This is a genomic window from Streptomyces sp. NPDC127129 (genome assembly GCF_042671585.1).
In the GTDB taxonomy this organism is placed as follows: Bacteria; Actinomycetota; Actinomycetes; order Streptomycetales; family Streptomycetaceae; genus Streptomyces.
Window position 1 is genome coordinate 651063 of record NZ_JBHXTV010000001.1, and the last position, 12510, is coordinate 663572.

At 72.9% G+C, this 12510-nt stretch carries 14 protein-coding genes; 7 read left to right on the plus strand and 7 right to left on the minus strand.

Annotated features, from left to right (window positions below; translation table 11 throughout):
* Positions 1-7: 7 nt before the first annotated feature.
* From ACFVGW_RS02820 to ACFVGW_RS02835, 4 genes are all read right to left on the minus strand, one after another.
* The gene (locus ACFVGW_RS02820) at positions 8-1276 is read right to left on the minus strand and encodes an alpha/beta fold hydrolase (RefSeq protein ID WP_383291994.1); all 1269 of its coding nucleotides are present in this window, start codon (positions 1274-1276) and stop codon (positions 8-10) included.
* 93 nt (positions 1277-1369) lie between these two features.
* Positions 1370-2119, minus strand: coding sequence for a sterol desaturase family protein (locus tag ACFVGW_RS02825; protein ID WP_385850454.1), 750 nt, complete (start codon positions 2117-2119; stop codon positions 1370-1372).
* A 2-nt stretch (positions 2120-2121) separates the two neighbouring features.
* A complete protein-coding gene (locus ACFVGW_RS02830) occupies positions 2122-2841 on the minus strand; it encodes a FadR/GntR family transcriptional regulator (protein WP_385850455.1) in 720 nt (239 codons plus the stop codon).
* 98 nt (positions 2842-2939) lie between these two features.
* Positions 2940-3527 (minus strand): hypothetical protein, encoded by a 588-nt coding sequence (locus ACFVGW_RS02835; RefSeq protein WP_385850456.1) that lies wholly within the window; start codon positions 3525-3527, stop codon positions 2940-2942.
* 58 nt (positions 3528-3585) lie between these two features.
* On the opposite strand from ACFVGW_RS02835, the gene ACFVGW_RS02840 reads away from it, so the two are divergent.
* Both ACFVGW_RS02840 and ACFVGW_RS02845 read left to right on the plus strand, forming a co-directional pair.
* Positions 3586-4515, plus strand: a complete 930-nt coding sequence (locus ACFVGW_RS02840; RefSeq protein WP_385850457.1) for a hypothetical protein — start codon at positions 3586-3588, stop codon at positions 4513-4515.
* A gap of 32 nt (positions 4516-4547) precedes the next feature.
* Positions 4548-5099 (plus strand): MepB family protein, encoded by a 552-nt coding sequence (locus tag ACFVGW_RS02845; RefSeq protein WP_385850458.1) that lies wholly within the window; start codon positions 4548-4550, stop codon positions 5097-5099.
* A gap of 60 nt (positions 5100-5159) precedes the next feature.
* Here ACFVGW_RS02845 and ACFVGW_RS02850 read toward each other — a convergent pair whose 3' ends face one another.
* Entirely contained in the window at positions 5160-5411 is a 252-nt protein-coding gene (locus tag ACFVGW_RS02850) for a DUF6479 family protein (RefSeq protein WP_352189125.1), read from the minus strand.
* A gap of 185 nt (positions 5412-5596) precedes the next feature.
* Between ACFVGW_RS02850 and ACFVGW_RS02855 the strand changes: the two genes are divergently transcribed.
* Positions 5597-6196 carry a hypothetical protein gene (locus tag ACFVGW_RS02855; RefSeq protein ID WP_385850459.1) on the plus strand — a complete coding sequence of 200 codons (600 nt, stop codon included), beginning with the start codon at positions 5597-5599 and terminating at the stop codon, positions 6194-6196.
* A gap of 5 nt (positions 6197-6201) precedes the next feature.
* On the opposite strand, the gene ACFVGW_RS02860 is transcribed toward ACFVGW_RS02855, so the two are convergent.
* A complete protein-coding gene (locus ACFVGW_RS02860) occupies positions 6202-6615 on the minus strand; it encodes a VOC family protein (RefSeq protein WP_383219731.1) in 414 nt (137 codons plus the stop codon).
* A 313-nt stretch (positions 6616-6928) separates the two neighbouring features.
* Between ACFVGW_RS02860 and ACFVGW_RS02865 the strand changes: the two genes are divergently transcribed.
* The 3 genes from ACFVGW_RS02865 to ACFVGW_RS02875 all read left to right on the plus strand — a co-directional run bounded on the left by ACFVGW_RS02865 (position 6929) and on the right by ACFVGW_RS02875 (position 10074).
* Complete coding sequence (locus ACFVGW_RS02865; protein WP_383219729.1) at positions 6929-7765, plus strand: DUF4097 domain-containing protein; 837 nt, start codon at positions 6929-6931, stop codon at positions 7763-7765.
* Positions 7766-7831: 66 nt separating this feature from the next.
* Complete coding sequence (locus ACFVGW_RS02870) at positions 7832-9049, plus strand: cytochrome P450 (protein WP_385850460.1); 1218 nt, start codon at positions 7832-7834, stop codon at positions 9047-9049.
* 182 nt (positions 9050-9231) lie between these two features.
* Entirely contained in the window at positions 9232-10074 is an 843-nt protein-coding gene (locus ACFVGW_RS02875; protein WP_385850461.1) for a helix-turn-helix domain-containing protein, read from the plus strand.
* A gap of 6 nt (positions 10075-10080) precedes the next feature.
* On the opposite strand, the gene ACFVGW_RS02880 is transcribed toward ACFVGW_RS02875, so the two are convergent.
* Complete coding sequence (locus ACFVGW_RS02880) at positions 10081-11133, minus strand: glycoside hydrolase family 43 protein (protein ID WP_385850462.1); 1053 nt, start codon at positions 11131-11133, stop codon at positions 10081-10083.
* A gap of 410 nt (positions 11134-11543) precedes the next feature.
* Between ACFVGW_RS02880 and ACFVGW_RS02885 the strand changes: the two genes are divergently transcribed.
* Entirely contained in the window at positions 11544-12470 is a 927-nt protein-coding gene (locus ACFVGW_RS02885) for a hypothetical protein (RefSeq protein WP_385850463.1), read from the plus strand.
* Positions 12471-12510 lie beyond the last annotated feature (40 nt).

Genomic DNA, 12510 nt, shown 5'->3' on the forward strand with positions numbered 1-12510 from the left:
GCTCAGCCTACGCCTGGGGCGTCGTCTCCTCCTTGATCACCCTGCCGACGACACCCAGGGCGCTCTCCGCGGCGGGCAGCCCGCAGTAGACGGCGGTCTGCAGCACGACCTCGCGGAGCTCGTCGGGCGTCAGCCCGTTGCGCAGGGCGGCCCTGGTGTGGTCGGCGAGCGCGTTCAGATGGCCGCCGGCGATCAGCGCGGTGAGGGTGACACAGCTGCGCGTGCGGCGGTCGAGGCCTTCCCGGCTCCACACCTCACCCCAGGCGTACCGGGTGACGAGGGCCTGGAGGTCGGCCCCGTACTCGTCGGTCAGCGCCTCGTCGACGTGGGCGTCGCCGAGGATCTCGCGGCGGAGCTTGAGGCCTTGGTCGTACGGGTCGGTCCGCACGGCGTCCACGGGTTCGCCCGCCGGCTCGGCGGGCGCGATCTCGGCGACGGGCACGACGGGGGCGGAGACGGGCGGCATCGCCAGGGCGGGCACGGCGCTCTGCGTGTCGTGCACGACACCGGCGAAGTGGCCGGTGAGCAGTTCCGTGACGGCGGCGGGCTGCTCGACCGGGGCGAGGTGGGAGGCGCCGGGGACGACGGCGAGCCGGGCGTCGGCGATCCCGGCGACCAGGGTGCGGGCCTCGGCGGGGCCGGTGACCTGGTCGTCGGAGCCGACGAGCACGAGCGCGGGGACGCCGATCCGGCCGAGGGCCTCCCGTACGTCGAAGACGGCGAGCGCCTCGCAGGCGCCGATGTAGCAGCCGGGGTCGGTGGTGCGGACCATCTGTACGGCCCACTCGACGATCGCCGGCTGGGCGGCGCGGAAGGCGGGGGTGAACCACTGCTCGGGTGCCGTCCGGGCCATCGGTTCGAGGCCGTGGGTGCGGACGATCACTCCGCGCTGGCGGAACTCGTCGGCGCTGCCGAACCGGGGCGAGGTCGCGACCAGGGCGAGGGAGGCGACCCGGTGGGGCGCCCGCAGCGCGAGGTCCAGGCCGACGGCGCCGCCGATGGAGCAGCCGGCGTAGCCGAAGCGCTGCACGCCCAGGTCGTCGAGGGTGGCCAGCAGGCGGTCGCCGAGCTCGGCGACGGAGGTGAAGGGCAGGGCGGGAGCCCCGCCGTGCCCCGGCAGGTCGAAACGGACGATGCGCCACTGCCGGGTGAGCTCGGGTATCTGCCGGTCCCACATGTGCCAGGTCGTGCCGAGGGAGGGTCCGATCACCAGCACGGGGGCGTCGTCGGGGCCGTCGATGCGGTATTGCAGGGTGTTCGTCGGTGTCTCACTCACTCGCCAGACCCTCTCATCCCGCACGAGAACCCGCGGCGCCGGGTCGGACCTGACGGTCCGGCCCGACGGCTCCCGCCGCCCGTGACCGGTGCGTCAGGCCGCGCCGTGCAGGTTCTTCGCGGTCGGTGAGGTCTGCACGGTGGCCGGGTCGGGGAACGTCCCCAGGAGCCGGTCGGCGCTGGCGGTCGTGGTGACGGTGAACCAGTAGTGCTCGTTCTTGTAGTGGTGCAGGCGATGGTTGCGCCAGACCGCCTTGTAGGCCCTGCTCCGAGGCCGGTAGTCACTGTGGATCAGGTAGTGGGTCCACTCGTAGACCAGCCCCGTCACCGCCACGCTCAGCATGAACGTCAGGGCCTGGCCCAGCCGCGGGAAGGCGATGAGGGCGATGGCGTTGTAGCCGACGACGACCCGGACGAGCGCCCTCCAGGGGATGAAGACCAGCGGGACGTCACGCGGGTCGACATGGTGCTCGCGGTGCTTCCTCGCGAGGAGGGTGTCGAGGACGACTCCGGCGACCTTCCTCGGACGCCAGTGGAGCACGAAGACGTGTATCAGCCACTCCAGGAACGGAAACAGCAGGAGCAGGATCACCGGGGCGTACGCGTCCGTGACGCGCCAGTCGCCCAGCACGATCCGGCAGGCGAGCACGGTCACCAGCGTGCCGCTGATCATCCAGGGCGAGGGGTAGCGCCAGAAGGCCCGGAACACGCCTCCCAGCGTGACCTCGGTCCGGCGCGGTACCGACTGTGCGGCCTCGTCCGCTCGAACGCGGGCCCGGGCGGCCTCGTCCGGGTCTCCGTCGGCGGACGTCCGTATGCGCGTGATCGTCCTGCGCAGGTTCATGGCTACTCCTCGTCGAGCAGATCGATGACGTCGATCAGGGCCGTGGTCGCCGGGCCGAGCAGATCCTCCGCGCGGGTGCGCGCGGCGGTCGCGTCGCCCTGGACGATCGCCTCCGCGAGGACGGTGTACGCGTCGGTACGGTCCACCTCCGCGGCCATGACGTGGGCCAGTGCGTCCAGGGCGGGCTCGTAGGCGGCGCGGAGGCTGTTGAACATCAGGCGGAAGGTCACGGACTCGGCGGCGTCCGTGACGTGCTCCCAGAAAGTCAGGGCGAGCCGTTGCCTGTTGACGGGATCGGTGTCGTCCTCGAGCGCCCGGACGGCGGCACGGAGCGGGGCGGCGAGTTCCGGTCCCCTGCGCCGTGCCGCGAGTTCGGCGATCTTCGGGCCCATGTGGAGCCGCGCCTCCAGGATGCTGCGGGCGACCCCCAGGTCGATCTCGCCGCCGGCGAACAGGAGGCGGGGCAGCAGATCGAGGCCGCCCGCTCTGCGGATGTCCCGCACGGTGGTGGCGTCGCCCTGACGGACTTCGACCAGACCGGCGTGCGCGAGCCGTTGCAGCGCTTCCCGCACGGCGGGGCGTGAGACGCCGAGGACTTCCGCGAGTCGCCGCTCACTGGGAAGGCTCTCGCCCGGAGCGAGGCTGCCGCTCACGAGTTCCCCGAAGAGCTGGTCGAACACTTCGTCAGGAACCGAGCGCCGGTTGACTGGTTGCAGAGGCATGCGGAGACCATACGACCGACCGGACAGATGGTCTAGTGGTCAGACCAGTCGAGTTGGGGGTGTCCGGCGGACCGGCCATGGGTCGCACTCGGACGGGGTCAGGGGCGGGAGGGATCGGGGCGGGACGCTCCGAGGGTCTGATCTGCCGTCGCGAACCGGTGCTCCCCAGCCTGGAGTTCGTCGTGGAGCTGTCCAAAATATGCCGTCTCCGCCGTACCGGTGAGTACCGCCAGCAGGAAGGCCGAGCAGCCCACCTCGTGGTGCTCCCACAGAGGGCCGCGTCCCTCGTTGTAGAGCACGGTCCACTCGTCGGGCTGCCGGCCGGGCCGCGCCAGCCAGTAGAGGAAGGCGCCCGTGCCCTCCTCGAAGGCCCACGGCAGGACCCGGGCCCCGGGCTCCAGCAGTTCGACGGGCTTCGCCTCGAACTCCCAGAGGCCGGCCAGGATCTCGTCCCGTTCCGCCGCCTGCGCGTACAGGTCGCAGTCGTCGTAGGCGGAGCCGGGGACGAGCAGCCAGATCGTGTCGGTGAAGATGCCGTCGCCGTACGTCCCGACGAGCCGCTTGTAGTCGGCGGGCAGTGCCGTACCCAGGGCCCGCTCGGCCCGCGCCCAGTCGACAGCGGGCGGCGGGCCGGCGGGCGGGGGACAGAGGCGGACGAGGGCGTCGAGGGCATTCAGGGCGATCATGGACTGAACGCTACTGGCGGGCCGCCGAGCGGCATCGGCGGGTGGCTACGCTCCTGTCATGCGGCGAAGCGATGTCACGCGGGGCGACGGTACGTGGGTGGGGCTGGCCCTCGACGTGCGGCGCCGACGGCCGGGGTTGGGTGTGTACAGCGCCGGGCCGCGGCTGGTGGTCTCGCAGGAGGCGCGGACCGTGCTGCTCGCCGAAGTCGGCGAGCACCTCCAAGGCGTGGACTTCTGGCGGACCGACGCGTACCGCTCCTGCGTACCGCCGCTCCGGGCCGATGCGGGGCGCGCGATGGCGGGCAGACCGGAGCGGTGGGCCCATGGCTTCGCGCGATACCTCGCCGACGCGCCGGACAGCCCCCTGCACGAGGGCCGATGGCTGCTCTCGCCCGAGAGCCCGCTCGGACGGTGGCGCCACCCCGGGACCTCGCACGCCGAGCACTGGGGCTCGATGCTCGTCGAGGGCCATCCGGACGGATACATCGACTGGCACGTCCACTCCATCGCGTGGGAGGTCCTTCCGCTGCGGCCGATGCCGGAGGCCGACGACAGCAGGGTCAAGGCGTACCGCAAGCAGGTGCGGGAAGGGACCCTCCCACCCGTCCTGCTGTGGTGGGTCAGCGGTCTGGACTGCCATCTGATCCTGGACGGTCACGCGAGGCTCGCCGCGGCGATCGCCGAATCCGTCGAGCCCCCGCTGCTCCAGCTGCACCGCACGGTGGCGCCCGAGGACCGGGAGGGGCGCATCGACGAGGCCGTGGGCTCCTACGCGGACGAACTGGCCCGCTTCGCCGGGCTCCGCACCGTCCACGGCCCCACCGTCCCGGACGGCGCCGCCACCGCCGGCCCGGAGCTCGTCCGCCGCCTCCACGCCCTGGACACGGCCACGCAGCCCACCTGGGCCTGGCCCCTGCCCGGTGGGCAGGAGGAGTGGCATCGCCTCGCGCGCGAGGCGACCGCGGGGAGGGACTGGCCCCGCACCTGAGGACTCACCCGCCCCTGTGACAGGGTGGACGAATGACGGCGAACCACGCGCACCGGTCCGATCCGTGGTCGGGCACCGTCCCGGTGCACGGTGATCTCCTCGCGGCGAAGGAACTCGTCTACGACCCCTGCGGGTTCACCTGCTCGCAGCCGGTTCCCGAGCCCGAGAGTGCCGACTACGCCGCCCACACCTTCACCCTCGACGGGCTCTCCGTCCGGTTCCGCGCCGCCCGGACGACCCCCACCAAGGCCGGCCAGTTCGTCACGGTGTGGAAGAGGTCTCCCGGCGGGCCCATCCAGCCCTTCGACAGCGCGGACGCCGTCGACCTCTTCGTCATCAGCTGCCGCGACGGGCACCGCTTCGGCCAGTTCGTGTTCCCCAAGGACGTGCTCCGCCTGCGCGGTGTCGTATCGGCCGACGGCTCCGGCGGGAAGCGGGCCTTCCGCGTCTACCCGCCCTGGGTGACCACCACCAACGGTCAGGCCGGCCGGACCCAGGCCTGGCAGCTGGACCACTTCCTGCCTGTGGACGAGGGCGGGCCCGGCGTCGTCGCACACGCCCTGGAGCTCTACCGCCGCCGGTAGGCAGGCACCCCGCTTTCAGCCGCCCCGCCTTCAGCCCTCGACACCGGTGGACGTGTGCGGTCAGCGGCGGGAGTCCCCGAGGTCCGGGTCGGCGTCGGGAGTGGTCCACGAGTCGTCGCGGGCCGCTTCGGGGTGCGCCTGCGTGGGGTCGCCGACCGGCCGTCGCCGGCGCGCGACGCGACGGCTGCCCCACCAGAACGCGCCGATGAGAAGTGCGACGACCACCACGCCGAGGACGACGGCGAAGAGCACGGCATTGGATCCTGCCGACGCGAGAGCGGGTGTCGCTGTGATCGTGGTGAACGCGGTCATGATCGCCTCTCTCGAACGGGTCCAAGCGCTGCTCGTCGCGCCTGTCCCCTCCCGGCGTCCGCAAACGCGGCCGTACGGGGGACCACGCGGGGGACCACGACGGGGACCACGTTGTTTCGTCGTCCCGGAAGCGGAGAGTCGCTGGGGCACGAAGCGCGTGAAGGGCGCGGAACGGAGGCAGTGCCATGCGCGACAAGCCCGAGACCCTGTCGGGACCTCTCCTCACCGTGTACTTGAACGATCACCTCACAGGCTCGGCGGCCGGCGTACGGCTGATCCACCGCATCGCCGACCGTCAGCGCCGTACCGGGCCGGGGCCGGTCCTCCTCGACCTGGCCCGCCAGATCGAGGAGGACCGGCGGAGCCTGCGCCGCATCATGCGCGACCTCGACGTTCCCGTGAGGCCGCTGCGCGAGGTCGTGGGGCGGATCGGGGAGAAGGCGGGACGGCTCAAGCTCAACGGCAGGCTGTTCTCCCGCTCCCCGCTCAGCGACGTGCTGGAGCTGGAGGCGATGCTCATCGGCGTCGAGGGCAAGGCGGCGTGCTGGCGGTCTCTGCGCGTGCTCGCCGAGACCGGCGCCGGTCTCGACCGCGCGCTGCTCGACCGGCTCCTCGCCCGTGCGGAGGAACAGTCCCGCACCCTGGACGGCATCCGGCGGGAGCGCTCCGCCGAGGTGTTCGGCGCGGAACTGCGCTCACCCGTCGACGAGGCCGGCGCCGACAGCGAGGATCCCGGCGCCGATGCCGAGGATCGTCGTGCGGTCTCCGGCTCAGGTGCCGGTTGACGCGGTCAGCCCCAGGTACGGGAGCACAGCACCAGGCGGTAGCCGTCCGGGTCGGCGATCGTGACGCCGTACTCGTCCCAGTACGGGTTGTGCGCCGCGACACGGGTGCCGCCGGCCGCCACCAGACGGTCGATCCGGAACGCGTCCACCGGCTCGCCGAGGTAGACGACGAACAGGTCGTCCACCGTCGGGGTCGGCTCCAGCGGCCGCTCGGGATCGTGCGTCAGCTCGAAGTGCCAGGCGCCGTCGGGCGGGCCGACCATCAGCAGGTCGTGCTCGCCCGGGTGGCGCTCGGTCGTGCGCCACAGGACGTCCAGGCCGAGGCCGTCCACGTAGAAGCGTTCGGCGGCGGCGAGGTCCCGCGAGGGACGGGCCACGCGGACCTTGACGGTGGAGTCGATGAGTGGTTCCTGGGTCATGGACCGACCATATGATCGCGAACCCCGCCCCGACCAGGCATTTCAGGGGCGGGAAGGGCGCGTCCCGACCCCCGCATGACGCCATACGGCTCGATCTGGCGCCATCAGGCGCCAACTATGACTTGCGATGGCGCCACTCTGATGCCATCCTTTCCTCATGGACCTGAGCCGTCAGGTACAGCTGCACCACCGTGCACACACGGCCCTTACCCATGAACGCCGTTGCAGGGACCGACCCTGACGCCATGAGTGGCACCGATGGCGCCACACTCCCGGCGGAACCACCCGACAGAGCCCAGAGGACGAGACAGCCATGCCTTCTTACGACACCCCCCAGCCCATCACCGCGTCCCTCCAGTTCGAGGTCGGCGACGTGCGGATCGCCGCGAGCAAGCGCGCGAGCACGGTCGTCGAGGTCCGGCCGAGCAACGCCTCCGAGGAGGCCGACATCAGAGCGGCGCAACAGACCGACGTCACGTACGCGGACGGTGTCCTGACCGTGAAGGGGCCGAAGAACAGGTCCCTGTTCGGCAGACACGGATCGATCGACGTGACCGTCGAACTGCCCGCCGGCTCGCACCTTCGGAGCACCTCCCCCATGGGGAACCACACCTGCGAGGGCCCGCTCGGGGACTGCCGGGTGAAGACCTCGCTGGGCGACATCCGGCTCGCCGAGGCGGGCGACACGGACCTGCGCACCGGCCACGGGAGCATCGCCGTCGAGCGGGCCGTCGGCAAGGCCGACATCCAGGGAGCCGGCCGGATCGCCATCGGGGAGATCATGGGCCCGGCCGCGGTCGCGAACAGCAACGGCGACACCGCGATCGGCGAGATCACCGGTGACCTGACGGCCCGGTCCTCCAACGGCGGCATCACCGTCGGCATCGCACACGCCTCCGTCGAGGCCAAGGCCGCCAACGGAAGCATCCGCGTGGACGAGGTGGCCCGGGGCGTCGTCCAGCTCCGGACCTCCGCCGGCAACGTCGAGATCGGCATCCGCCGGTCCACCGCCGCCTGGCTGGACGTCAACTCCCGGATCGGGACCGTCCGCAACGCGCTCGACGCCGCCGAGGGCCCCGCCACGACCGACGAGACCGTCGAGATCCATGCCCGCACCGGCGTCGGCGACATCGTCGTCCGCCGCGCCTGACCATCCGTCATCACCGCAGCGCAACGGCACAGTTCACCGCACGCCCCGCTCTCCACGGAGGACACCTTGCAGCACGAACCGCCGGCCCGTACCGAGCCCGTCACCATCCCCACGCAGCGCGCCGCCGACTGCCCCTTCGACCCGCCCGCCGGACTGGCGGAGCTGCGCGAGGCGAGCCCGCTGACCCGGATGACGTACCCCGACGGGCACGTCGGCTGGCTGGCCACCGGTCACGCCACGGTCCGCGCCATCATGGGCGACCCCCGCTTCAGTTCACGGTACGAGCTGATGCACTACCCCTTCCCCGGCGGCCCCGAGGGCCCGCTGCCGCCCGCCCCGGTCGGTGACATGACCGGGATGGACGCGCCGCAGCACACCCGCTTCCGGCGCCTCCTGACCGGCAGGTTCACGGTCCGCCGGATGCGGCAGCTCTCCGACCGGGTCGCGGAGATCACCGCCGCGCATCTGGACGCGATGGAGCGGAGCGGCCCCGGGACGGACCTGGTCGAGGCGTTCGCTCGCCCGTTGCCCGCGCTGATGATCTGCGAGCTGCTCGGTGTCCCCTACGCCGACCGCGAGCGCTTCCAGAACCACGCCCACACCCTCATGGCCATGGACGTGACGCCCGAGGAGCAGTACGCCGCGTTCACCGGACTCCACGCGTACATGGCCGAGCTGGTCGCCGCCAAGCGCGCCGAACCCTCCGACGACCTGCTCGGCGACCTGGCCCAGGACTCCGACCTCACCGACGAGGAACTCGTCGGCGTCGGCGGCTTCCTGCTCGCCGCCGGGCTCGACACGACCGCCAACATGATCGCCCACGGAACCTTCGCGCTCCTCGGCAACCCGGCCCAGGCCGAGGCGGTGCGTACGGATCCGGAACTGGCCCCGCAGGCCGTCGAGGAGCTGATGCGCTACCTGACGGTCGCCCACACGGGCGTGAAGTCGGCCCTCGAGGACGTCGAGCTGGAGGGCCGGCTCATCAAGGCGGGCGAGAGCGTCACGCTCTCGCTGGAGGCGGCCAACCGTGACCCGGAACGGTTCCCCGACCCCGACCGGCTCGACGTGCACCGCAAGGCCACGGGGCACCTGGGTTTCGGACACGGCATCCACCAGTGCCTCGGCCAGCAACTGGCCCGCGTCGAGATGACCGTGGCCCTGCCCGCGCTGCTGAGGCGGTTCCCCACGCTGCGCCTTGCCGTGCCGGCCGCGGAGGTGCCGCTGCGGACGAACATGAACATCTACGGCGTGCACCGGCTGCCGGTCACCTGGGACGAGAGCTGATCGAGCGTCAACCCGGCGGCTCCGGGAGTCCTTCGGGAGAGTGGTCCTGATTGCCGCCGGGATCCGCCGCGCCCTAGGGTTCTGACCTGCTGGAACACCCCTGCACCACCTGTGCGGACCGGAACAGAAGGGCGCCGTGATTGGCTGCCGACCGGCCTGGCGACGAGGAACCCGCCCGTGCGTTGGGCAGAGCGCTGCGCGAGCTGCAGCGGCGCTCCGGATGCACGCTGCGTTCCCTCGAGACGAGCGTGCGGATCAGCGACTCGTCGCTGTCCCGGTACTTCCGCGGCACCACCGTTCCCCCGTGGGCGACCGTCCGCGACCTGTGCAGGGCCCTCGACGCCGACCCCGCCGAGTACCGGCACCTGTGGGAGGCCGCCGACCGGAGCCAGCGCCGACCGGTCCAGGTCCAGGACACCGGCCCGCAGGAGCCCGACGGGGCCCCGGCCGTCGCCCCGTCAAAGACCCCGGCCCCACGGCGCCGGCTCTCCGCCCGGAGCAGGCACACGGTCTGGGCCCTCGCCTGGACGGTGGTCGGCCTGGTGATCGGCGCCGCGAGCACGACGCTCGTCCAGCCGGGGCACCGGACACCCGGCGACGAGGCGCCGCCGCCCGCGCACGGCGCGCCCACCGCGTCCCCCTCGTCCGCCACCACCCCCGCGTCGGGCGTCCCGCGGATCTTCGTGAACCGTGCCACGGGAACCTGCCTCGACGACAGCCTCGACATGGGCACCCGTACCTACGCGTGCAACGGGATGTCGTACCAGCGCTGGACCGTCCGCACGGCGGCGGACGGCAGCGTGCAGCTCAGGAACCACGCCACGGGCGAGTGCCTGGACCACCACCCGGGCGGCCTGCGGACCGTGGCCTGCGGCCCGTCCGCGTCCCAGCGGTGGGCCGTGACCGCGCGGGGCGACGAGGCGGTCGAGGTCCGGAGCGCAGCGACCCGGCACTGCCTGGACGACGGCGCCGGAGGCGTTCGGATCCTGCCCTGTGACCGGACCACCCGTCAGAAGTGGGCCTGAGCCGGGTCACCCCACGACCGGCCGTCCGTTCTCGAACCGCAGACCGGCGACGTGCAGCACCCGTCGTGTGCGGTCGGCGGACCAGCCGTGGAAGAGGATCCGGTCCTTGCCGTCGGGGCCGGTCACGACGTCCTGTCCGCCCGGTCCGGCGACCGCGCCCGCGAAGGTCTGCGTCGTCATCAGCGGTACGTCGCCCTTCACGTACGGCCCCGTGAGCTCGTCGGCCGTCGCCCAGCCGGTCGCGTAGGCGTCCGTGCGGTAGTCCCCGGCCGAGTACAGGAGTACGTACCGGCCGTCCCGCTCGACGAGCGTGGGCGCCTCCACGAGACCGCCCTCCCAGGGCCGGTCCTGCCTGACGAGCCGGACCGGCTCTCCGGTGACGCGGGTGCCGTCCCAGGAGACGGGCTGGATGTGGAGCCAGGTGTCCTTGCCGCAGCAGTTCCCGTCGCTCTTCCAGAGCAGGTGGCGGGTGCCGTTCTCGGTGTGGCTCGACGCGTCGATCGCCCCGCCCTCCTCGGGCGTGCAGACCAGAGGCCCGTCTCCGGCCGGACGGAAGGGGCCGCCGGGTGAGGACGACGTGGCGGCCCCGATGCACTGGCGGCCGCCGGCCCGGTCGCGGGCCGTGTACTGGAGCGTGAACCCGTCGCCGTTGTCGAAGACCTCCGGAGCCCAGACGTGGTTCGGCGGATCGAGCGTGACCCACGCGCCGACGACGGGCAGGACGTCCGTCGCGTCGACCTTCCAGCGGACGAGGTCGGTGGAGGTGGCGTGCTGGACGTTCCGGCCGTGGGCGTTGGTGGCGTAGGCGTGGTAGACGCCGCCGACCTTCATGACGTCCGGATCGGCGAAGTCCTGATCGAGGACGGGCGTCACCGGCGACGCGGACGCCGGTGACGCCGGTGACGCCGGTGAGACGGAGGAGGAGGATGCCGCGGCTCCGGCCGGCAGCGCGGCGAGGCAGGCTGCCGCGCCCAGCGCCGCGGCCGTGACGAACCCCCGCCCGATCAGGGCGTGTACGGGGCGGAGGTGTCCGCCCTCTCGGCTCCTGCAGTGGTGCACGGTTCCGCTCCCTCGGCTCTGGTCGTACCGCCCGCGCGGACGACGTCGTCGGCGACGCACACCACGTGAACGACCCGCTCGCCGCCGCGTTGCGCGGGAATGTCCGCAGGGGCGCCGCCGGTCCCGTCCCGGACGCGCGCACGTCCCGGGACAGGAGCGTCATCGCAGGTCAGCGGGGTGGGAATCCCGACTTCGCCGAAGCTGCCGGGACACGGTTGCGGGCCTCTTCCCGACCGCCGCAGACTTCGGTTGTCCGGCTGCGGCACCGCTCGACGACAGCGCCTCCGGCCCGGACGCACTCCCCCGTCGTGCCCCGTCGTGCCCCGTTCCCGAGCCCCCCGCACGGAGCGGGCGACTCCCGACGCGGCACCGTCGCACCCCGCCTCCCCGACCTCCGCAGGAGATCCCCCATGCCCCGGAACAGCTCTGCCCGTCGTTCCCTCCTCACCACCACCCTCGCGGTCACCGGCGCCGCGGTCGTACTCGCCGCGACGCTGCTGACCGGGGCCGGACCGACCGCGGGTGAACGGGCGTCCCCCGTGCGTCCGGGCCGCCAGGCCACGGAGGCCGACCGGCTTCTGCACGACGCCGAGCAGCGGCTGCTGCGCGACTGCATGCGCCGGCACGGGTTCACCTACCAGGCCTTCCCGCTCGACGAGGATCCGGGGATCAAGGCCTTCGCCTACGTCCTCGACGACGCGGACTGGGCCCGGCGGCACGGCTACGGCGCCGAGTTGCGCCGGAAACGGGCGGCGCTCGTCAGGAACGATCCGAACCGCGCCTACTTCGCCGGCCTGTCGGCCGAGCGCAGGGCCGAGGCGCTGGTCGCCGCCAACGGCCCCTCGCCCGACGGGCCGACCGTGCGCCTGCCGGGAGGCGGAACCGTGCGGCGCAGCGACCGAGGCTGCGTCGCGGAGGCGCAGCGGCTGCTGTACGGAGACATCGGTGCCTGGTTCCGCGCCTCGGCCCGCGTCGACGCCCTGGAGCAGATCCGCCGCGCTCGCGTCCTGGCGGACGCGGCCTACGTGGAGCGGCTGGGTGCGTGGCGGCCGTGCATGCGGCGCGCCGGATACGCGTACGCCACGCCCGCCGCCGCCCGGGCCGCCGCGCTCTCGACCGTACGGCCGCTGCCCCGGGAGCACGAGGTGAGCCTCGCGCTCGCGGAGGTGCGGTGCGCCGGGGAGTCCGCGCTGGCCCGCACGGCGCGGCGCCTCGACGAGCACCACGGCAGGGTCCTGGCCCACGCGTACCGCACGGACGTCGAGGCGCGGGAGCGGCTGCGGGCCGCCGCGCTGCCCCGGGCCCGCCGGCTCCTGGGCGCCGACCCGCGGGACTGACCGTCCCGCCCCTCCACCCCGCCGAGTGCCCGACGGCATC